General features: G+C 62.4%; 22 protein-coding genes. 18 read left to right on the top strand and 4 right to left on the bottom strand.

The window, feature by feature from the left end; all coding sequences use genetic code 11:
- The first annotated feature begins 15 nt into the window (after positions 1–15).
- The 4 genes from SFA35_RS07905 (at position 16) to SFA35_RS07920 (ending at position 4,949) form a co-directional block, all read left to right on the top strand.
- Positions 16–1,290: an MFS transporter gene (locus SFA35_RS07905; RefSeq protein WP_320576949.1), complete on the top strand. Its 1,275-nt coding sequence runs from the start codon at positions 16–18 to the stop codon at positions 1,288–1,290.
- 67 nt (positions 1,291–1,357) lie between these two features.
- Positions 1,358–2,122, top strand: coding sequence for a trans-aconitate 2-methyltransferase (gene tam / locus SFA35_RS07910; RefSeq protein WP_320576950.1), 765 nt, complete (start codon positions 1,358–1,360; stop codon positions 2,120–2,122).
- A 204-nt stretch (positions 2,123–2,326) separates the two neighbouring features.
- Positions 2,327–3,568 (top strand): glutamine synthetase family protein, encoded by a 1,242-nt coding sequence (locus SFA35_RS07915; RefSeq protein ID WP_320578905.1) that lies wholly within the window; start codon positions 2,327–2,329, stop codon positions 3,566–3,568.
- An 82-nt stretch (positions 3,569–3,650) separates the two neighbouring features.
- The gene (locus tag SFA35_RS07920) at positions 3,651–4,949 is read left to right on the top strand and encodes an MFS transporter (RefSeq protein WP_320576952.1); all 1,299 of its coding nucleotides are present in this window, start codon (positions 3,651–3,653) and stop codon (positions 4,947–4,949) included.
- Positions 4,950–4,999: 50 nt separating this feature from the next.
- Here SFA35_RS07920 and SFA35_RS07925 read toward each other — a convergent pair whose 3' ends face one another.
- The 4 genes from SFA35_RS07925 to flgA all read right to left on the bottom strand — a co-directional run bounded on the left by SFA35_RS07925 (position 5,000) and on the right by flgA (position 7,599).
- Positions 5,000–5,746 carry a flagellar brake protein gene (locus SFA35_RS07925; protein WP_320576954.1) on the bottom strand — a complete coding sequence of 249 codons (747 nt, stop codon included), beginning with the start codon at positions 5,744–5,746 and terminating at the stop codon, positions 5,000–5,002.
- Between the two features lie 69 nt (positions 5,747–5,815).
- Positions 5,816–6,283, bottom strand: a complete 468-nt coding sequence (locus SFA35_RS07930) for a flagellar protein FlgN (RefSeq protein ID WP_320576956.1) — start codon at positions 6,281–6,283, stop codon at positions 5,816–5,818.
- A gap of 50 nt (positions 6,284–6,333) precedes the next feature.
- Positions 6,334–6,648, bottom strand: coding sequence for a flagellar biosynthesis anti-sigma factor FlgM (gene flgM, locus SFA35_RS07935; protein ID WP_320576958.1), 315 nt, complete (start codon positions 6,646–6,648; stop codon positions 6,334–6,336).
- Between the two features lie 192 nt (positions 6,649–6,840).
- Entirely contained in the window at positions 6,841–7,599 is a 759-nt protein-coding gene (gene flgA, locus SFA35_RS07940) for a flagellar basal body P-ring formation chaperone FlgA (RefSeq protein ID WP_320576960.1), read from the bottom strand.
- A gap of 132 nt (positions 7,600–7,731) precedes the next feature.
- Between flgA and SFA35_RS07945 the strand changes: the two genes are divergently transcribed.
- The 14 genes from SFA35_RS07945 to SFA35_RS08010 all read left to right on the top strand — a co-directional run bounded on the left by SFA35_RS07945 (position 7,732) and on the right by SFA35_RS08010 (position 19,810).
- Positions 7,732–8,655: a chemotaxis protein CheV gene (locus tag SFA35_RS07945; RefSeq protein ID WP_320576962.1), complete on the top strand. Its 924-nt coding sequence runs from the start codon at positions 7,732–7,734 to the stop codon at positions 8,653–8,655.
- Between the two features lie 91 nt (positions 8,656–8,746).
- Positions 8,747–9,574, top strand: coding sequence for a protein-glutamate O-methyltransferase CheR (cheR, locus tag SFA35_RS07950; protein WP_320576964.1), 828 nt, complete (start codon positions 8,747–8,749; stop codon positions 9,572–9,574).
- Positions 9,575–9,668: 94 nt separating this feature from the next.
- On the top strand, positions 9,669–10,784 hold the full coding sequence (locus SFA35_RS07955; RefSeq protein WP_320576967.1) for an aromatic ring-hydroxylating oxygenase subunit alpha: 1,116 nt from the start codon (positions 9,669–9,671) through the stop codon (positions 10,782–10,784).
- Positions 10,785–10,826: 42 nt separating this feature from the next.
- Complete coding sequence (locus SFA35_RS07960; RefSeq protein WP_320576976.1) at positions 10,827–12,143, top strand: FkbM family methyltransferase; 1,317 nt, start codon at positions 10,827–10,829, stop codon at positions 12,141–12,143.
- A 329-nt stretch (positions 12,144–12,472) separates the two neighbouring features.
- Positions 12,473–12,883 (top strand): flagellar basal body rod protein FlgB, encoded by a 411-nt coding sequence (gene flgB / locus SFA35_RS07965; RefSeq protein ID WP_320576985.1) that lies wholly within the window; start codon positions 12,473–12,475, stop codon positions 12,881–12,883.
- Positions 12,884–12,886: 3 nt separating this feature from the next.
- Positions 12,887–13,336 (top strand): flagellar basal body rod protein FlgC, encoded by a 450-nt coding sequence (gene flgC / locus SFA35_RS07970; protein WP_320576987.1) that lies wholly within the window; start codon positions 12,887–12,889, stop codon positions 13,334–13,336.
- A 34-nt stretch (positions 13,337–13,370) separates the two neighbouring features.
- On the top strand, positions 13,371–14,078 hold the full coding sequence (locus SFA35_RS07975) for a flagellar hook assembly protein FlgD (protein ID WP_320576989.1): 708 nt from the start codon (positions 13,371–13,373) through the stop codon (positions 14,076–14,078).
- A gap of 29 nt (positions 14,079–14,107) precedes the next feature.
- Positions 14,108–15,424, top strand: coding sequence for a flagellar hook protein FlgE (gene flgE, locus SFA35_RS07980; RefSeq protein WP_320576993.1), 1,317 nt, complete (start codon positions 14,108–14,110; stop codon positions 15,422–15,424).
- A 93-nt stretch (positions 15,425–15,517) separates the two neighbouring features.
- The gene (locus SFA35_RS07985) at positions 15,518–15,703 is read left to right on the top strand and encodes a hypothetical protein (RefSeq protein ID WP_320576995.1); all 186 of its coding nucleotides are present in this window, start codon (positions 15,518–15,520) and stop codon (positions 15,701–15,703) included.
- A gap of 207 nt (positions 15,704–15,910) precedes the next feature.
- Positions 15,911–17,047 carry a DegT/DnrJ/EryC1/StrS family aminotransferase gene (locus SFA35_RS07990; protein WP_320576998.1) on the top strand — a complete coding sequence of 379 codons (1,137 nt, stop codon included), beginning with the start codon at positions 15,911–15,913 and terminating at the stop codon, positions 17,045–17,047.
- Positions 17,048–17,124: 77 nt separating this feature from the next.
- A complete protein-coding gene (locus SFA35_RS07995; protein ID WP_320577001.1) occupies positions 17,125–17,352 on the top strand; it encodes an acyl carrier protein in 228 nt (75 codons plus the stop codon).
- Positions 17,353–17,355: 3 nt separating this feature from the next.
- Positions 17,356–18,393 carry a ketoacyl-ACP synthase III gene (locus SFA35_RS08000; RefSeq protein ID WP_320577004.1) on the top strand — a complete coding sequence of 346 codons (1,038 nt, stop codon included), beginning with the start codon at positions 17,356–17,358 and terminating at the stop codon, positions 18,391–18,393.
- Positions 18,394–18,402: 9 nt separating this feature from the next.
- On the top strand, positions 18,403–19,152 hold the full coding sequence (locus SFA35_RS08005; protein ID WP_320577007.1) for an SDR family oxidoreductase: 750 nt from the start codon (positions 18,403–18,405) through the stop codon (positions 19,150–19,152).
- On the top strand, positions 19,145–19,810 hold the full coding sequence (locus tag SFA35_RS08010) for an acetyltransferase (protein WP_320577010.1): 666 nt from the start codon (positions 19,145–19,147) through the stop codon (positions 19,808–19,810). The genes SFA35_RS08005 and SFA35_RS08010 overlap by 8 nt, the downstream gene beginning before the upstream one ends.
- The last annotated feature ends 45 nt before the right edge of the window (positions 19,811–19,855 follow it).

Below are 19,855 nucleotides of genomic sequence, written 5' to 3' on the forward strand. Positions count from 1 at the left end.
AAAGGCCATAAAAAAATGATAGGCAAATACCGTTGGAGGATCGCCGCGCTGCTGTTTTTTGCCGGCATGCTCAATTACCTGGACCGCGCCGCGCTTTCCGTGGTGGCGCCGATGCTCAAGGGTGAGCTGCACATCGACGACGCCCAGATGGGTTTCATTTTCAGCAGCTTCTTCATCGGTTACTGCGCCTTGTGCTTCATCGGCGGCTGGGCGGCCGACAGGTACGGGCCCAAGCGCGTGTTTGCCTGGGCGGCGGGCACGTGGTCGATTTTCTGCGGCCTGACCGCCTTGATCAGCGGCTATGTGCAACTGCTGGTGTTCCGCGTGCTGTTCGGCATGGGCGAGGGGCCCATGGGCACCACCACCAATAAGGCTATCACCAACTGGTTTCCCCGCGAGGAAGCCGGCCGAGCGCTGGGCCTGACCAACTGCGGGCAGCCGCTGGGAGCGGCGCTGGCGGGGCCGATCGTCGGGCTGGTGGCGTTGAATTTCGGCTGGCGCATCTCCTTCGTGGTGATCGCCCTGCTCGGGGCAACCTGGCTGTGCGCCTGGTTGCTGATGTTCAAGGACACCCCGGCGCAACACCCCAAGGTCGGCGCCGCCGAACGCGAGATGATCGAGCGCAGCCGCGCGGAACCAGTGATCGAGGGTGTCGAGCAACAGCGCAGCCTGGCCAGCTGCATCTTCTCGGTGCCGGTGCTGGCCGTGGCCACGGCGTTCTTCTGCTTCAACTATGCGCTGTATTTCTTCCTGACCTGGTTGCCCAGCTACCTGATGGACTTCCAGCATCTGGACGTGAAGAGCATGAGCATCGTCGGCGTGATCCCTTGGCTGGGTGCCGCCGTAGGCTTTCTCGGCGGCGGTATTGCCACCGACGCGCTGGGCAAGAAGCTGGGCAGCGTGATTGCGGCGCGCAAGATCATGCTGGTGATCGGCCTGGGTGTGGCTGCCAGCTGCGTGCTGCTGACCACCAAGGTCTCGACCCTGAGCCTGGCCGTGACCTGCATCACCGTGTCCAGCGTGTTCCTGTTCGTCACCCCGCAGATCTGCTGGTCGCTGATCCAGGATATCGTGCCGCGCAATCGCGTCGGTGGCACCGGCGGCTTCGTGCATTTGCTGGCCAACCTGGCCGGCATCCTCGCGCCGTCGCTGACCGGCCTGCTGGTGCAGTTCGGGGGCGGCTACAACGTGGCCTTCATGGTTACCGCCGGGGTCTGCGCGCTGGGCATGGTGGTGGTGATCCTTGCGGTGCGCGGCCAGCAACCGCGCGTTGCGGCCGCTGCGGTCTGAGTGGCCTTGCAAGGTAGATGTGGTTGGGTTCTCATTGACGCCCTCTGCCATGCAACGGAGCACTCCCATGACCTGGTCTGCCCAGCAATACAGCACCTTCGAAAACGAACGCACTCGCCCGGTCCGCGACCTCGTCGCGGCGCTGGGACAGCAGCGCATCAGTAATGCGGTGGACCTGGGCTGCGGCCCGGGCAACTCCACCGAGGTGCTTGCGGCTCGCTATCCCGGGGCCTTGGTGACCGGCCTGGACAGCTCCGACGACATGGTCAAGGCCGCCCGCGAGCGACTGCCCGACATCCCCTTCGCGCTGGCCGATATCGCCCGCTGGGCGCCATCGGAGCCGTACGACGTGATCCTTGCCAACGCCTCGCTGCAATGGGTGCCCGACCACGACCAGCTGTACCCGCGGCTGGTGAGTTTCCTCAAACCCGGCGGCAGCCTCGCCGTGCAGACTCCGGACAACCTCGAAGAGCCGGCCCACAGCAAGGCCCGGGAGATCGCCGCACAAGGCCCCTGGGCCGCGAAGACCGGCAGCGTGCGCCATCCGCCGCGGCATTCGGCCTGGCACTACTATGAGCTGCTGGCCGAGCACTGCAGCCATGTCGACGTCTGGCGTACCACCTATTTCCACCCCTTGAGCGGCGGGCCCCAGGCCGTGGTGGAGTGGTTCAAGGGTTCGGCGCTGCGGCCCTACCTGGCGGTGCTCGACGAACAGGAGCAGGCCGGTTTCCTGCAAGCCTATCTAGAGGCCATGACTCAAGCGTATCCGGCTTCCAGCGACGGCAAGGTGCTGCTGCCGTTTCCCCGGCTGTTCCTCATCGCGACCCGCTGACACCCCAGGCGAGCCGCGTCCGGCGCTTGATCTGCTGTGCGGCGGGTGCGACTGTATCTGGCCTCGCCGCCGCGCGGCCAGATCACCCAAAAGGACAGAGTCATGACGACCGCAAGCCAGCCTTCGCTCCACGAATGGCTGATGGACATTGATGAAATCGAATGCGTCACCCCCGACCTCAACGGCGTGCCGCGCGGCAAGGTGATGACTGCCGAAGGCTTTCTTGAGGGCCGCCGCCTGCAGCTGGCGCGCGGCGTGCTGCTGCAGTGCATCATGGGCGGCTACCCGCCGGCGCGCTTCTACGGCAGCGACGATGGCGACCTGGCCCTGGTGGCCGAGCCGACCCAGATCCACCGCCTGCCCTGGAGCGAGCCGCCGCGGGCGCTGGCCATCTGCGATGCCGACGAGCTGGACGGCCGCCCCTCGCCACTGTCCACCCGCGGCCAGCTCAAGTCGGTCATCGCGCGCTACGCCGCGCGCGGCCTGGCGCCAGTGGTCGCCACCGAGCTCGAGTTCTTCGTCTTTGCCGCCAATGGCGACCCGGCCCTGCCATTCCAGCCGCCGCTGGGCCTGGATGGCCGGCGCGAGGAGGGCCATTCGGCGTTCAGCATCAGCTCGAACAATGGCCTGCGGCCATTTTTCAACGAGGTCTACCGCTGCATGGCGGCGTTGGGCCTGCCACGCGACACCTTCATGCACGAGATGGGCGTCAGCCAGTTCGAGATCAACCTGCTGCATGGCGACCCGCTGCTGCTGGCCGACCAGACGTTCCTGTTCAAGCACCTGCTCAAGGAGGTCGGGCTCAAGCACGGCGTCAACGTGGTGTGCATGGCCAAACCTTTGGCCAGGACCGCCGGCAGCTCCATGCACATCCATCAGAGCGTGGTGGAGCAGGGCAGTGGGCGCAATGTGTTCAGCGACGCCGACGGCGAGCCGACCGCAATGTTTCGCCACTTCATCGGTGGCCAGCAGGCCGGCATGGCCGACTTCACGGCGCTGTTCGCGCCGAACGTCAATTCCTACCACCGCCTTTGCCATCCCTTCGCCTCGCCGAACAATGCCTGCTGGTCCCACGACAACCGCGCCGCTGGCCTGCGCATCCCGGCCAGCGCCCCAGTGGCGCGGCGGGTGGAGAATCGTCTGCCGGGCGCCGACGCCAACCCCTATCTGGCGATTGCTGCCAGCCTGGCGGCCGGTCTGTACGGCATCGAGCAGCAGTTGGAGCCAACCGCGCCGATCCAGGGCGAGTTTGTCGTGCCGGATAATTTGTCGCTGCCCTGTACCCTGCATGCTGCCCTCGAGCGTCTCAAACGCAGCGATCTGGCCAAGGAACTGTTCGGGGCCGAATTCGTCGAAGGCTACATTGCGTCCAAGACCCTGGAACTCACCAGTTTCATGGACGAAATCACCCCTTGGGAACGCCGGGTCCTAGGCTCACAGGCTTAAAGGCAAGGCGTTCCGGTCGCTCTGATGCGTTTGCCACGCTACCCCACACGCCGTACACGACAAGGAGCCGCTCGGAACGCCGATGCGCCAGATCTGGAAAAACTTTCGCGCCCTCTACTTCGCGTCGCTGATGATGCTGATCGGCTCCGGCCTGCTCAGTACCTACCTGGCGCTGCGCCTGGATGCCGACCATGTCGACAGCCTGTGGGTGGGCGCCCTGATGGCGGCCAACTACTTCGGCCTGGCGCTGGGCGGCAAGATCGGCCACCGCCTGATCGCCCGGGTCGGGCACATCCGCGCCTACGCCACCTGCGCCGGCATCGTCGGGGCGGCGGTGCTCGGGCATGGCCTGGTCAACTTCCTGCCGGCCTGGATCATCCTGCGCATGATCGTTGGCCTGGGCATGATGTGCCAGTACATGGTCATCGAAAGCTGGCTCAACGAGCAGGCCGAAGTCAGCCAGCGCGGCAAGGTGTTCAGCGGTTACATGATCGCCTCCTATCTGGGCCTGGTACTGGGCCAGCTGATCCTGGTCATGCACCCGGGCCTGGGTCCGGAGCTGCTGATGCTGGTGGCGCTGTGCTTTGCCCTGTGCCTGGTGCCCGTGGCCCTGACCCGGCGCATTCACCCGGCGCCCATGCGCCCGGCGCCCATGGAACCGCGCTTCTTTCTCAGCCGGGTGCCGCAATCCCTGAGCACGGTGCTCGGTTCGGGCCTGATGCTGGGCTCCTTCTACGGCCTGGCACCTCTGTACGCCGCGCAGCAGGGCCTGAGCACCGAGCAGATCGGCCTGTTCATGGGCTCGTGCATCTTCGGCGGCCTGGTGGTGCAGTGGCCGCTGGGATGGCTCTCGGACCGCTATGACCGGGCCTTGCTGATCCGCTGCGCCGCTATCGGCGTGGCGGTGATGGCCTTGCCCCTGGCGCTGTTGCCGCAGGTGCCGATGCAGCTGTTGTTCGCCGCCGGTTTCGTCGTCTCGGCCCTGCAGTTCAGCCTCTACCCGCTGGCCGTGGCCTTCTCCAACGACCACGTCGAAAGCGAGCGGCGCGTGTCGCTGACCGCCATGCTGCTGGTCACCTACGGTGTCGGCGCTTGCATTGGGCCGTTGGCCGCCGGGGTGCTGATGAAGCTGTTCGGCAGCCAGATGCTCTATGCCTTCGTGGTGTTCTTCGCGGTAGTGCTGGTGTGGCGCATCAGGCCCAAGGCGGTCACCAACCTGCACCAGGTCGAGGATGCGCCGCTGCATCACATCGCCATGCCGGCGGCCAACTCGCCGCTGGCCGCAGCGCTCGACCCGCGGGTCGACGAGCAGGTGGTGCACGAGCAGATGCACACCGGCGAGCCGGCCTTCGAGGAGCCGGGGGAGGGCAAGGCTTCCTGATTCGAAAGCAAAAAAAAGGGGCCCAAGGCCCCTTTTTTGACATCACATGATCAGAAATCGTCTTTATCGAACCGTCGCGCTTCACGTTGCAGCTGATACACGAACCGCTCCACCTGACGCTGCACCAGCCCGCTCATGTTGTGAAAGCGTACGCCGGCAAAGGTGGTGTCGATACGCTCTTCGAAGTGCAGGTAACGCAGCTCCACCGGTGCAACCATGCTGCCGTAGGGCAGGGCGGCCGAGAAGCGTTCGTAGACCTGGCCCAGCTGCAGGCGCTCGGAGATATTGCCGTCAAAGCGCAGCTTGCAGCCAGTGGCGGAAATGTCCAGCAGCTTGCCGCGCACCGGGTACTTGATGATCTTGTCTCCGGCCATTTCCACATCGATCAGCTGCGACAGCTTGAGCGCCGCGCGAAAGGCATTGCGGCGCTGGTGGTACACCACTTCGCTGGGCATCGGGCCGTGGTAGCTGCGCTCACCGTCGCGGTCGACGATGCGCCAGGGTTCGCTGGACTCCCAGGCGATGCGCACACCGTCATGGAAACCCTCGACCTTGAACGGCTCGCCGGCACTCAGAAAGCGCTCGCCGTCGCGCGGGATCATCTCGTCCAGGGCCAAGGCCCCGGTGTCGCGATCGATCTGCACCAGGTAGCTCTGAAAGCGCTGGGTGCGTTCGTGGAAGGTGATGATCAGCGGGTCATGGCTCTCCTGGAGCATGCGCAGATTGGCCGCGATTTCCAGGGGTGTGGTGAGCACCTTGGGAGGCTGAGGTGCTTCTTCCGCAGAGGCATTAAACACGCTGATCAATCTCCAGGCGAAAAGGGGTATGGCTATGCGCCAGCATGTTCTACGGCTTGCCGTTGCCCGTCAAGCCTGGCTCAGCGGGCGGTGCTTGGCCATGCGCGCCGTCGACCCGCGCGCATCGTACAGCGACGGCGTGTCGCCACCGGTGAGGATGCGCACCTGGTTGGCAGTGGCCATCTGCTGCAGCTGGATCGACTTGCCGTTGCTGGCATTGACCGCCTGGCACTCATCGAGCACCTTGGTCAGCATGTCGCCACGCTCGAGCAGGGTGGTGCCCAGCGCCGAATGCTGGGCGAGGGTCTGCAGGCCGGCACGATCGGCGGTCAAGCCGAGGCCGACAAGGATCTCGCTGCGCTTGCGACCATGTTGTTCGAGCTGAACGATGAGCGACTGCTTTTGCGCAAGAATGTTTTCCAGCAGCACCATGTCCCGACCGTGCAGCGCCAGTGACTCGGCACGCAACAGTTCCAGAAGCTGATGCGCGGGAGCAACATCGTCTTCAATCAGCTGCAACAACAATTGATCTTGCATGGCGGCTCTGACTCTCGACGCAATGGAGAACCCCGACGCAGGCCGTGGCCTTAGCGCTGGGCTTCGAAGTTAAGCAGCTTGCTGGCAACCTTGGCACTGTCAACCTGGTAGCTGCCGTCGGCGATCGATTGCTTGATCTGGGCGACGCGGGCGCTGTTGACGGTCGGCTGGTCGGCCAGCTTGTCGGTAATTTTTTGCAATTGCTGTGCCCCATCGCTCAGCGTTACAGGTTCACCGCTGGAGACTGCGGCGGTCTTGGTGACACTGACATCAGTGCTGACCGCGGAGCTTTCCTTGGTGCTGCTGGTGCGAGTGGTGGATGACACCGCTGGGGCGTTGTTCAAACGACTTAAGTCGATGGCCATGATGTGGAACCTCTGGGTATTAGGACGCTTGCCCTTTTTTCGGCGCTGCCACCGAAAACTTTAGGGTTTTTTTTGCGGACGGCAGAAAAATGCCGCCCCACGCCCCCGATTCGAGCCGTCAATAGCGCAGTCTAGGAAAATTCGCGTCCTGACGCTAGCGGCTCTCCACGCCACGGGTCCTCGATACCACCACTACATCGACACTTCGACCTGCCCTGGCCCCGTCACCCGGGCCTTTACCACCCTCTGCGAATTGAGATTCTTGACCCGTATCTGTTCGCTCATGCCGCCGTCGCTCAAGGCTTCGCCGGGCATGCGCACGGCCAGGGTGCCGCTGCGGGCGGTGATCACCACCTGGTCGCCCTTGGCGATCACGGCCACCTGTTCCAGGTGTTGCGGGGTCAGCACCTGGCCATTGACCGTTGGTCGGACCAGCTTTTGCCCCACGGCCTGATCCAGCGCGGTCAGGTAGCCCTGGCTGAGCAGGCCGACGTCTTCTTCGTGCAGCGACACGTCGGCGTCGGCCAGCACCGATTCGCGTTTCAGTGGCCGGGTGGTGATGACCACCTGGCGGAATAATCTCACCTGGGCGCCGATGAATATCGTCCATGGGGCCGCGCCGTCACAGCGAACCTTGACCGTCACACGCCCCAGTGGCGCGCCCGGGCTCTGCTGGGTGGTGGTCAGCGGCTTGTCGCAGACGGGCATGCGCAGACGCGGATCCAGCTGCGCCACCTGGATGTCATAACGGCCTTCCATCTGGCTGGTCGCCAAATAATCTTCTACGGTGAACTCAAGAAACCCCTGGGTCGCACCGATAAGCTGTTCAGGCGTCGTTATTTCGTCGGCAAACGCCGTGGCGCCCGATACCATCAGGAGCAAGGCAGCCAGCAGTTCAAGCACTGAGCTTGCAAATGGCTGGCGGCGGGAAAATGTCGTTTGGTTGTTCATGTAACTTGAATAGCAAGCGCCGTGCCGAGTCTGGCGTCGTGGTTTTTGGCAACGTATCGAAGCGATCAGCGTGCTACAGAGCGAAAGCGTATCAGTGGTACAGAGCGAAAGCGTATTAATAGGAGGCTGGGCATGGCTGGTGTAATGGATTCAGTGAACCAGCGCACTCAACTGGTAGGGCAGAATCGTCTCGAACTGCTGTTGTTCCGCCTCAATGGCAAACAGCTGTACGGGATCAACGTGTTCAAGGTGCGGGAAGTGTTGCAATGTCCCAACCTGACCGTGATGCCAAGGTCCAGCCCGGTAGTGCGCGGTGTCGCGAATATTCGCGGGGCGACGATCCCCATTCTTGACCTGTCGCTGGCCACCGGTTCGCCGTTGCTGCCATCGGTCAAGGACACCTTCGTGATCATCACGGAGTACAACACCAAGATTCAGGGTTTTCTGGTGCACTCGGTCGAGCGCATCGTCAACATGAACTGGGAAGAGATCCATCCACCACCCAAGGGTACCGGTCGCGATCACTACCTGACGGCAGTGACGCGGGTGGACAACAAGCTGGTGGAAATCATCGACGTGGAGAAGATCCTCGCCGAGGTGGCACCGACCTCCGAAGCGATTTCGGCCGGTGTGGTGGAAGAAGAAGTGCAGCAGAAGGCGGTCAACCTGCGGGTGCTGACCGTGGACGACTCTTCGGTGGCGCGCAAGCAGGTGACTCGTTGCCTGCAGACCGTGGGCGTGGAAGTGGTCGCGCTCAACGACGGCCGCCAGGCCCTGGACTACCTGCGCAAGCTGGTGGACGAGGGCAAGAAGCCGGAAGAAGAGTTCCTGATGATGATCTCCGACATCGAGATGCCGGAGATGGACGGCTACACCCTGACGGCGGAGATTCGTTCCGACCCCAGGATGCAGAAGCTGCACATCTGCCTGCATACTTCGCTGTCCGGGGTCTTCAACCAGGCGATGGTCAAGAAGGTCGGCGCTGACGACTTCCTCGCCAAGTTCCGTCCCGACGATCTGGCCGCGCGTGTGGTCAATCGCATCAAGGCGAACTAATCTGCATCTGGCTGCAGGTTGCACGGCTTCATACAAGTGAAAACGGTCGGGGGCAGTCGCCCCTGACGTGACTGATTCAAGAGGCGGCATAGTGTCTACAGGTAATTTGGATTTCGAGCAGTTCCGGGTCTTCCTGGAAAAAGCCTGTGGCATTCTGCTGGGTGAGAACAAGCAGTATCTGGTCTCCAGCCGTCTGAACAAGCTGATGGAGCAGCAGGGCATCAAGTCCCTGGGTGAACTGGTGCAGCGCATCCAGACCCAGCCGCGCAGCGGTTTGCGCGAGCAGGTGGTGGACGCCATGACCACCAACGAAACCCTGTGGTTTCGCGACACCTATCCCTTCGAGGTGCTCAAGAACAAGGTGCTGCCGGAAGCCATCAAGGCCAGCCCGGGCCAGCGCCTGCGCATCTGGTCGGCGGCCTGCTCCTCGGGGCAGGAACCCTATTCGTTGTCGATGTCGATCGACGAGTTCGAGCGCAGCAACCTCGGCCAGCTCAAGGCTGGCGTGCAGATCGTTGCCACCGACCTCTCCGGCTCGATGCTGACCAACTGCAAGACCGGCGAGTACGACAGCCTGGCCATCGCTCGCGGCCTGTCGCCCGACCGCCTGCAACGCTACTTCGACCCCAAGGGCGCCGGCCGCTACGCGATCAAGGCGCCCATCCGCAGCCGCGTGGAGTTCCGCTCGTTCAACCTGCTCGACAGCTACGCCGCGCTGGGCAAGTTCGACGTGGTGTTTTGCCGCAACGTGCTCATCTATTTCTCGGCCCAGGTGAAGAAGGACATCCTTACGCGCATCCACGGCACCCTCAAGCGTGGCGGGTATCTGTTCCTCGGCGCCTCGGAGGCCCTGAACGGTTTGCCGGACCTGTACCAGATGGTGCAGTGCAGCCCTGGGATCATCTACCAGGCCAAATAGATTTTTCAGTTTTCAGGGGCCGCAAGGCCTCTTTTTTTTGTCTGTGGGCTATCGGGCGCTACACTGGGCGCCTGACATTGGTTGGCTGTTTGATATGGAATCCACTCTACGCGCCCCTTCGATCGATCCCGGCGCCTACCTGTCAGCCGATACCTTGGAAGAGGAACTGCACAGGATCTGGCCGTCGGCCTGGCATCTGCTGGCCCTGACGCGCGATCTGCCCAACGACAAGGATTACCTGCGCAAGCGGGTGGCCCGGACCGACCTGGTCCTGCATCGCCTGGGCGAACGCATCATTGCGTACGCCAACGTCTGCCCCCACCGCTTCTCCACCCTTGTCGACCAGCCCAGCGGCAACGCGCCGCTGCAGTGTCCTTATCATCTATGGTCGTTCGACACCGACGGCTATCCCTCGGCAGTGCCCCATCGCCAAGGCATTCCCCTGGCCGAGTTCACCCAAGGTGCCAGGCTTTCCACCTGGCAAGTGGCTTTGGTCGGCGAATTCATTTTCGTCAGCAAGCAACCGATCCAGTCCTGTGAGGACTACCTGGGAGCGCTGGGAGCGGACCTGGCCAGAATGTCGCGAGCCCTGGGCAACGAGTTGCCGCCGGTCACGCTGGATGTTGCCGCCAACTGGAAAATCATCGCGCAGAACACCGTGGAGTTGCAGCACGCCTACTCGGTGCACCCTGGGACCTTTGCCGCGTTGTCGAGCAAACCCATGCGAATCGACAGCGACCTGCCATTGGCGAACAGCATCTCCTACGTCATGCGCCTCAAGCCCGAACGTTTCGAGGGGCGCTTGAACGCCAGGCTGAAGTCGTTGCTCAGTCGCGTCGAGCAACCGTTTCCCGATGGCTATCGCCACCATTTGATATTTCCCGCGACCACCCTTGGCTATGTCGACAACCGCATGCTGACCATCATCGACTATCAGCCGCTGACGGCCGGGGCATGCCGCATGAGCGCGCGGATGTTCGAGTTCGTCGTGCCTGACCTCAGCCCGCTGGAAGCGTCGATTCTGGCGAGCATCCGCCCGCTGGATCATCAGTTCTCCTTGCAGGTGTTCGAGGAGGACGGCGGCATCTGCGAGGCGGTCCAGCGTGGGCTGCACAATCGCCCGGCGGATATGCCGGGCGTGTTGATGCCGGTCGAGCATATGGTGGCGCGGTTTCAGGATATGTATCAGCAGTGGATGGACTATAAATAACCGTGCCGCAGAAAAAACCACTGTGAACGGAGTCTGATCCCTATGTATCCATTTTTGTCCGAGCAGCAGTTGGTCAGGGAAGTGTTCGAGCTGCGAGATGCTTTCGCGCAGCCCGACGCGCTGTTCCCTGCCTGGCTCGACCAGGCGCCGCTGGATGTGCTGCGTAGCAAGCAATTCGTGGTATGCGGCTCGGTATGCCGCTCGGAGATCCGCGTGTTGGCCAAGGCGGCCAACGTGATCGCCATCGTCGATGACTTCCTGTGCCAGAAACAGAGCCATCTCTACGGCATCCCGGTGATCGACTCCGATGCCTGGATCGCCCTGGCAGGGGGGCAGGGTGACGTGCTCTCCTGCCTGCTGACCCCGGGTGGCAATGCTTATCAGCATTTCACCAAGCTGGCGACGCAGTGGAGCTTGCCGGTGCTGTTGCCGTTGCAGTTCCTGTATTTGATCAAGACGTGCGGCATCGATGTCACCGGCGAAACCGGTCGGTTTTTCTGGTACGGCTACGAGTTCTTCACGGCGGTGCGGGATAACGTGGATCAGTTGGTCAAGTTGGCCGATGGCTTTGCCGATCCGTTCTCCCGCATCTCCTGGCTGTGCGTGCTGCTCTACCGATTGACCCTCAACCCTTTCTACCTTGAAGCCTGTGCCGTGGGTCGCCATCCAGAGGGCTTTAAATTGAACTCCTACTCGACCAATCGCGAGTTTTTCAAGTTCAGCGACGAGGAGGTCTATGTCGACGGCGGTGCCTTCGATGGGGACACCTTGCAAGGCTTTCTGCAAGCCTGTAACGGCCGCTTCAAACACATTCATACCTTCGAGCCGTCGGCTGCGAATAATCAGTTGATCCGCGCACGGCTGGCGGGCTTGCGTGATGAGTACCTCCTGCCCCTGGAGCCACGCATCACTCAGCATGAGGCAGGCCTATGGAGTCGGACCACCACGTTGGCTTTCAACTCCGGCCTTACCGTCAGCGAATATGCAGGCAATGGCGGTGGCTATGCCCAGGTGCAGACGGCGCATCTGCTCGACACCGGGCTGCTCACGCACATTTACGATCCGGCCCATGAACAAAGTGTCGCCTCGACCATCCCAGTGACCACGGTTGATGAGGCAACCGACTTGCAAGCGACGTTCATCAAGCTGGAAATCGAAGGTGCAGAACTTGGTGCGTTGCATGGCGCGCGGCAAACCATTGCCCGCAACCGGCCACAGATGGCCATCTCCATGTACCACAAGCCCGAAGACTTTCTGACCCTGACTCAGTTCGTACATGAGACCGACCAAGGTTATAAATTGGGCTTTCGTCAGCATCCTCGTCTGTATCCGGATACCATGGTCATGTACTGCTCCTGACCGGTAGTTCCGCCCAAGAGGCCGCAAGGCCTCTTTTTTTCGACCTCTTTCCTCGGTTTTTCCATACCCGCCGCGACAGCGCCTTCAGCCCCCGCCCATTCCCTTGGCACACCTCCTGCAACCGGCAATACACCCTCGGCCGCCATTGCCGCTTTGCTGGCGCCAACCGGTCAACGCTTGCCGCTTTTCTGGCATTGCCGCTTGCCGGCAGGCGGCAACAGGGCCCCAAGCCCAGCAAAACCGGGGATTTTCCAACTTGGCACGCCGGTTGCTATACCCAAGATAAGAAACTTTTCATCACGTCAGTTCCGCCACGCAGGATCCACGACATGAGCATCAACTTCGACAGCGCCCTTGGCGTCAGTGAACAAGCCCTGAACTTCCGTGCCAAGCGCGCCGAGGTGTTGGCCAACAACATTGCCAACGCTGACACCCCGAACTACAAGGCTCGCGACATGGACTTTTCCGAAGTGCTGGCGGCCCAGGCCGAGAAAGGCAGCAAGGGCGCTTTCGGCCTGGAAACCACCAACTCCAAGCACATCGAAGCTTCGGGTTTCGATGACGTGGCGGATGCAACCCTGAAGTACCGCACCTCCACTCAGCCGTCGCTGGACCAGAACACCGTCGACGCGCAGATCGAGCAATCGAACTACGCGCAGAACGCGGTCGGCTTCAACGCCAGCTTCACCTTGCTTAACGCCAAATTCAAAGGGCTGGTTTCAGCCATTCGCGGAGAGTAATCCATGTCTTTAGCCAGTGTTTTCAATATCGCCGGTACTGGCATGAGTGCTCAGACCACTCGGCTCAACACCGTCGCCAGTAACATCGCCAACGCCGAGACCGTGTCCTCGAGCCTGGACAAGACCTACCGCGCCCGGCACCCGGTGTTCTCCACCGTGTTCCAGGACCAGGCCGGCGGCGCGCAGGAAAGCCAGTCGCTGTTTCAGGACTCCGACTCGTCCGGTGCTGGCGTGCAAGTGGCCGGTATCGTCGAAGACCAGAGCAACCTGGAGCCGCGCTACGAGCCCAACTCGCCGGCCGCGAACAAGGACGGCTACGTGTATTACCCCAACGTCAACGTGGTGGAAGAAATGGCGGACATGATCTCCGCGAGCCGTTCCTTCCAGACCAACGCTGATCTGATGAACACCGCAAAAACCATGATGCAGAAGGTCCTGACCCTGGGTCAGTAACTTGGGTCAGCCATTCGAGAGGCGTAGCTAAACCATGAGCACCACTAATAGCACCAGCAGCGTCGGATCTTCCGTACTCGCACAACTTCAGGCGTCGTCTACGGCCGCCAGCACTCCGGCCAGCACCACGGGCACTACCGCCCTGGGCAAGGATGCGTTCCTGCAGCTGCTGGTCACCCAGATGAAGAACCAGAACCCGCTGGACCCACAGGACAACACCACGTTCGTGAGCCAGCTGGCGCAATTCAGCAGCGTTGAAAGTTTGCAGAACCTGAATACCTCGGTCGGTTCGATCACCAGTTCCGTGGCATCGTCCCAGGCTTTGCAAGCCTCGTCGCTGGTCGGTCGCTCGGTCATCGCCCAAACCAGCACCGCCGTGGTCGACCCGGCCAAAGGCTTGTCCGGCTCGGTTGCGGTCACCGCCGCCAGCACCGACAACACGGTGAAGATCTACAACTCCGAAGGCACCCTGGTGCGGACCATGGACCTGGGCGCATCGTCGGCCGGTACCCAGAGCTTTACCTGGAACGGCCTGGACGACACCGGCGCCGCTGTCACTGCTGGCACTTACACCTTCAAAGCGTCGTCGGCCATCAACGGCACCGCGACCGACATGCTCACCTACCTGCCGGCAACGGTTAACAGCGTGACCATGGCCACCGCCTCGGGTGGCGAGATGACCCTCAATCTCAACGGCCAAGGCAGTGTTGCCCTGTCCAAAGTCCAATCCATCGGTATCTAAGAGCCGGCTTACGGCACAGGAGTCGAAACATGTCTTTCAACATCGGCCTCAGCGGGCTCTCGGCATCGCAAAAAGCACTGGACGTTACCGGCAACAACATCGCCAACGTCTCCACCACCGGCTTCAAGGCGTCGCGCACTGAATTCGCCGACCAGTACGCGGCGTCTCTCGCCGCTACCGCCGGCAAGACCACCAACGGCACCGGTGTGACCACCGCAGCGGTCAGCCAGGAATTTACCCAGGGCACTATCAGCTCCACCGGCCAGGCCCTGGATATGGCCATCAACGGCAGCGGTTTCTTTGTCCTGAGCGCCAACGGCACCAAGGAATACACCCGTAACGGTACGTTCAACACCGACAAGGACGGCTATATCGTCACTGCCAGCGGTGCCAACGTGCAGGGTTACAACGCGGTCAACGGTACCGTGCAGACCGGCTCGCTGACCAACCTGAAAATCGACGCCTCGAACCTGTCGCCCAAAGCGACTTCGAGCATCGACGAAACCATCAACCTGAATTCCAGCGCCGCCGACCCGACCGTTTCGGTGTTCGACGCCACCAACGTCAACAGCTACAACTACACCTTCAACACCGACACTTACGACAGCCAGGGCAACGCGCACCAGCTGAACCAGTACTTCGTCAAGAACTCGACGAACAACACCTGGACCATGTACACCACCGTCGACGGCCGCAACCCAGCCGACCCGACCTCGACCACGCCATTGGCCAACAGCGTTTCGTTCAACTCCGATGGCACGCTGAATACTGCTGCAATGACCGCTGGTGCGGTGACTGGCGGGCTGACCGTCAACGCTGACAAGACCTTCTCACTGACCAACTGGACCCCGGCGGTCAAGTCTTCGAGCGGCACCTGGGCGGCCAACGGCGCCAACGCCAGCACCACCGGCGTCAACATCGACCTGCTCAACGCCACACAGTACAACGCGTCGTCGGCCACCTCGGCCAAGACCCAGGACGGCTACGCGACCGGTGAGCTGTCCGGCCTGTCGGTCGACAGCACCGGCGTACTGTTCGCCAACTTCACCAACGGTCAGAGCAAGACCATCGGCCAGGTGGCCATGGCCAACTTCGCCAACGTGCAAGGCCTCGCACCTGCCGGCGGTACCGACTGGAAAGAGACCTACGCTTCGGGCGTTCCGGTGATCGGCACGCCATCGACCGGCACCATGGGCAGCCTGACGTCCGAGTCGCTGGAAGACTCCAACGTCGACCTGACCTCCGAGCTGGTGAACCTGATCAAGGAGCAGAGCAACTATCAGGCGAACGCCAAGACCATCTCGACCCAGAGCACCATCATGCAGACTCTGATTCAGATGACCTGATGATGAGGGGATGACAGGAGGGGCCGGCTTGCCGGCCCTTTTTGTTTGCAGAAGAATCGCTATGCAGCCATCTCGGCTCCAGGGAGCCCAATCGTGTACCGCTCGTTAGTCACCTTGCTGGGCGTGCTGACCCTCACCAGCCTCGCCATCGCCGCCCCGGCCCCCTGGTACCGCTACCAGAGCCTGGCCACCGGCCGCTTCATCTGCAGCCAGGTCGACCCCGGCCCGCACTACATGAAATTCTCCGGTCCCTGGACCAATGCAGGCTGTCGGCCCTGATTTTGACACCGGCGATTTCCCGTCAAATTATTTCTTCCAATTCAATCAACGGGTTACAGATCGCAAAGGTTTGTGGCCGACTTCTTGCAGCGTTATACGCAACAGGTTGAAACGTTATTTTCCTGACACAAAGACGCGTCAGGAACGACCCATCAGCCAGGCCCATGGTGGTCCTGTTGAGTATCGAATCCGGAAGGATGTGCTTGATTGAATAAGAAACCGATCACCGTGACGAGCCCGCTGCTGCCGCCTCTGGAGCAGTTCATTCCCTATCTGGAACAGATCTGGGCCAGCAAGCAGCTGACCAACAACGGTCAGTTCCACCAACAGCTGGAAGTGGCCCTGGCCGCTTACCTTGGTGTCGAGCATTTGTCGCTGTTCGCCAACGGCACCACGGCCTTGATCACCGCGCTGCAGGCCCTGCACGTGCAAGGCGAGGTCATCACCACGCCGTATTCCTTCGTCGCTACGGCCCATGCGCTGCTGTGGAACCGCCTGACGCCGGTGTTCGTCGACGTCGACGAAGACACCTTCAACCTCGACCCCGCTGCGGTTGAGGCGGCGATCACCGAGCACACCACGGCCATCATGCCGGTGCATTGCTATGGCCGGCCTTGCGACGTCGATGCGCTGCAGGCGGTGGCCGACCGCCACGGCCTCAAGCTGATCTACGACGCCGCCCATGCGTTCGGCGTCAAGGACGACAGCGGCGCGAGCATCCTGCGCCATGGCGACTTGAGTGTGCTCAGCCTGCACGCCACCAAGGTGTTCAACACCTTCGAGGGCGGGGCAATCATCAGCCCCGACGCAGCGACCAAACAGCACATCGATCATTTGCGCAACTTCGGCTTCGTCGACGAGGTGACCGTGGTCACTCCGGGCATCAACGGCAAGATGAGCGAGATCCACGCCGCCTTCGGCATGCTGCAGTTGCAGCACATCGACGGCGCGCTGCAGCGCCGCCAGCAAGTCGATCAGCTGTACCGGCATTTGCTCGCTGACGTGCCGGGCCTGACCCTCAAGGTCCGCGAACAAGGCTCCAACTATTCCTATTTCCCGGTGCTGGTGGGCGAGGCTTTTCCCCTCAGCCGCGACGAGCTCTATCAGCAGCTGCGCGACCAGCAGGTGCACGCACGGCGCTATTTCTACCCGCTCATCACCGAGATGGGCCCGTACCGGGAGATGCCCGAGCTGCGCGAACGGCCCTGGCCGCGGGCGCAGAAGATCGCCAGCCAGGTGATCTGCCTGCCGATCTATCCGGACTTGAGTGACGAGGATGTGGCGAGGATCGTGGGCATCGTGCGCAGCTCGGTGCAGGCGCCCTGCGTCAAGAAAGTCAGTTGAACGGCGGCTGCCCGCGCGCAGCCGCAGCATGCAATCAGAACACCTGAATCAGCCGGTCCATTTGGAGCAGTCGAATAATGAGTCAAGAACAATTCATCGAGAACTTTCTCACCGCTACCGACTTTCAGGAACCTGTAGAAGTGACCCCTGAAACCAAGTTCAGTGAGCTCCCCGAGTGGGACTCGCTGGCCGCGCTCGGCGTCATCGTCATGTTCGACATGGAGTACAGCAAGGCGATCACCGGCGACGACCTGCACAGCGTTGAAACCATTGCCCAGCTGTACGCGCTCAGCCAAGCGGAGTAAGCCATGCAAACCACCCTGAACAACGTACGTTTCGCCGGCATGGCGACCTGCGTGCCCAAGCGCGTGGTGTCCAACCTGACCGATTGCCGTCCGGAGATTCGCGCCGACCGTGAGCGCCTGGTGCGCAACATCGGCATCGAGTTGCGCCGGCTGTCCCATGACTGGCAATGCTTTTCCGACCTGGCCTTCGACGCCACGGAAAAACTGCTGGAAACCCTGGAGTGGAAGCGCGAGGAAATCGACGCGTTGATCGTCGTGACCCAGTCGCCGGATTACCTGGCGCCGTCGACGGCGATCATTCTGCAGGACCGCCTGGGCCTGTCGACGGGCGTCATCGCGTTCGACGTCAACCTGGGGTGCTCGGCCTATCCGTTCGGCCTGCACCTGCTGGGTTCGATGATCGCGTCGGGCGGGGTGAAGAAGGGCCTGGTGCTGGTGGGCGACAAGGCCGGCACTTTCAACGATCCGCTGTTCTCCGATGCCGGCACGGCCACCGCGCTGGAGTTCGACAGCAGCGCGCCACCCATGTACTTCGACCTGAACAGCGACGGCAGCGGCCACAAGGCGATCATTTTGCCGGTGGGCGGCAGCCGCGAGCCGGTGGGCCCGCAGCATCTGGTGCCCTTCAAGCATGGCGAGTTCGATCACTGGCGCCGCCAGGTCGATCTGGTGCTGGATGGCCCTGCGGTGTTGAGCTTTTCCACGCAACGCGTGCCGCCGGCAGTGAAGACCCTGCTGGAGTATGCCAACGCGCCCATCGACAGCGTCGACTATTTCATCTTTCACCAGGCCAACCGGATGATCAACGAGACCATCCGCAAGAAGCTCGGCCTGGAGCCCGAGCGGGTGCCGAGCACCTTGCGCGATTTCGGCAACACCAGTGGTGCCTCGCTGCCGGTGACCATGACTGCGCGAATCCACGAGCAGCTCGGCGCCGGCCTCAACCGCTTGATCCTGTGCGGCTTCGGTATCGGGCTGTCGTGGGGCACCTGCCTGGTCGACATCGAAAACGCCAAATTCCCGGCCCTCATCGAGTCCTGAGAACAGACCATGCCTGCGGTGCTTGAAAATTTCAGTTTGAGTGGCAAGACCATTCTGGTGACCGGTGCCTCGTCCGGCATCGGTCGGCAGATCGCCCTGAGTTGTGCCGAGGCGGGCGCCAGCCTGGTCATCAGCGGCCGCGACAGTGCACGCCTGCATCAGGTGCTCGAAGAGCTGGTGCCCGGTGAGCATCGCGCGCTGCTGGCCGACCTGAATCAGGACGCCGAGCTCGAGGCGCTGGTTCAGGAAGCGGGCAAGATCGACGGCATCGTGCACTGCGCCGGCTTCGCCGCGCTGGCGCCGGTGCGCCTGATTTCCCGCGCGCACATCGAGAGTCAACTGGGCACCAACCTGGTGGGGCCGCTGCTGCTGACCCGTCAGTTGCTGCTGCGCAACTTGATTCGCGAAGGCGGTTCCATCCTCTTCATTTCGTCCATCTCCGCGCACATCGGCGTGCACGGCGTGGCGGCCTATTCGGCGAGCAAAGGCGCGGTGGAAGCCATGACCCGGGTGCTGGCGATGGAAGTGGCGAAGAAAAAGATTCGCGCCAACTGCCTGGCCCCAGGCCTGGTGCAGACGCCGCTGCTGGAGGCGGCCAAGTCCACTGCCGGCGGGCTGGACCATACCTTGGCGCAATACCCATTGGGCGTTGGCCAGCCGGAAGATGTCGCCAATGCGGCGGTGTTCTTTCTCTCGCCGGCCAGCCGCTGGATCACCGGCACCACGCTGGTGATGGACGGGGGACATACCGTTGGCTGATTCCTCGCGCAAGAAACTCATCATCGTCGGCGCCGGCGGCCTGGGCCGTATCGTCTACAGCGTGCTGCTGGAGGACCCGACCCTGATGGCCGAATACCGTGTGGTCGGCTTTCTCGACACGCGGCCCGAGCTGACCCTGCCGGACGATATAGACGCGCCGGTGTTGGGCAACCCCCTGGATTATCAGGTGGGTGCCGACGAGTTCTTCATTCCCGCCGTCGGCTTGCCGGACTGGCGGGAAAAACTGGTGGCGCCCCTGCTTGCCCAAGGCGCGCGCTTCATCAGCCAGACTCGCCATTCGTCCATCGGCGCGCGGACCACCATTGGCCAGGGCAGCTTCATCACGCCTGGCGCCGTGGTCTCGGTGGACTGCCAGATCGGCGAGTTCGCCTACCTCGACACCTACGTGATTCTCGGCCACGACGTGGTGCTCGGGCCCCACTGCCAGATCGGCGCCATGAGCTTTCTCGCCGGCGGCGTCAGGGTCGGTCGTGGGGTCTCCATCCACCCACGCTCCACGATCGCCAAGGATGTCGTGATTGGTGACGGCGCCACTATCGGCATCGGCTCGGTGGTGGTCAACAACGTACCGCCAGGGGTGACCGTATTCGGCAACCCGGCGCGTGTCATTCAATCTGCCAAACGAGATCCTGCATGAGTGTGTCAAGGTCGCCAGGCCGTGCAGCCTGCCGGGCGAGGGCTG

It is taken from the genome of Pseudomonas sp. HR96 (genome assembly GCF_034059295.1).
Taxonomy (GTDB): Bacteria; Pseudomonadota; Gammaproteobacteria; order Pseudomonadales; family Pseudomonadaceae; genus Aquipseudomonas.

Excerpts from the sequence above, each read along its gene's own strand:
- SFA35_RS07905 (WP_320576949.1), top strand. The coding sequence starts at position 16 with ATGATAGGCAAATACCGTTGGAGGATCGCCGCGCTGCTGTTTTTTGCC.
- tam (WP_320576950.1), top strand. The coding sequence starts at position 1,358 with ATGACCTGGTCTGCCCAGCAATACAGCACCTTCGAAAACGAACGCACT.
- SFA35_RS07915 (WP_320578905.1), top strand. The coding sequence starts at position 2,327 with ATGACTGCCGAAGGCTTTCTTGAGGGCCGCCGCCTGCAGCTGGCGCGC.
- SFA35_RS07920 (WP_320576952.1), top strand. The coding sequence starts at position 3,651 with ATGCGCCAGATCTGGAAAAACTTTCGCGCCCTCTACTTCGCGTCGCTG.
- SFA35_RS07930 (WP_320576956.1), bottom strand. The coding sequence starts at position 6,283 with ATGCAAGATCAATTGTTGTTGCAGCTGATTGAAGACGATGTTGCTCCC.
- flgM (WP_320576958.1), bottom strand. The coding sequence starts at position 6,648 with ATGGCCATCGACTTAAGTCGTTTGAACAACGCCCCAGCGGTGTCATCC.
- flgA (WP_320576960.1), bottom strand. The coding sequence starts at position 7,599 with ATGAACAACCAAACGACATTTTCCCGCCGCCAGCCATTTGCAAGCTCA.
- SFA35_RS07945 (WP_320576962.1), top strand. The coding sequence starts at position 7,732 with ATGGCTGGTGTAATGGATTCAGTGAACCAGCGCACTCAACTGGTAGGG.
- SFA35_RS07955 (WP_320576967.1), top strand. The coding sequence starts at position 9,669 with ATGGAATCCACTCTACGCGCCCCTTCGATCGATCCCGGCGCCTACCTG.
- SFA35_RS07960 (WP_320576976.1), top strand. The coding sequence starts at position 10,827 with ATGTATCCATTTTTGTCCGAGCAGCAGTTGGTCAGGGAAGTGTTCGAG.
- flgB (WP_320576985.1), top strand. The coding sequence starts at position 12,473 with ATGAGCATCAACTTCGACAGCGCCCTTGGCGTCAGTGAACAAGCCCTG.
- flgC (WP_320576987.1), top strand. The coding sequence starts at position 12,887 with ATGTCTTTAGCCAGTGTTTTCAATATCGCCGGTACTGGCATGAGTGCT.
- SFA35_RS07975 (WP_320576989.1), top strand. The coding sequence starts at position 13,371 with ATGAGCACCACTAATAGCACCAGCAGCGTCGGATCTTCCGTACTCGCA.
- flgE (WP_320576993.1), top strand. The coding sequence starts at position 14,108 with ATGTCTTTCAACATCGGCCTCAGCGGGCTCTCGGCATCGCAAAAAGCA.
- SFA35_RS07995 (WP_320577001.1), top strand. The coding sequence starts at position 17,125 with ATGAGTCAAGAACAATTCATCGAGAACTTTCTCACCGCTACCGACTTT.
- SFA35_RS08000 (WP_320577004.1), top strand. The coding sequence starts at position 17,356 with ATGCAAACCACCCTGAACAACGTACGTTTCGCCGGCATGGCGACCTGC.
- SFA35_RS08005 (WP_320577007.1), top strand. The coding sequence starts at position 18,403 with ATGCCTGCGGTGCTTGAAAATTTCAGTTTGAGTGGCAAGACCATTCTG.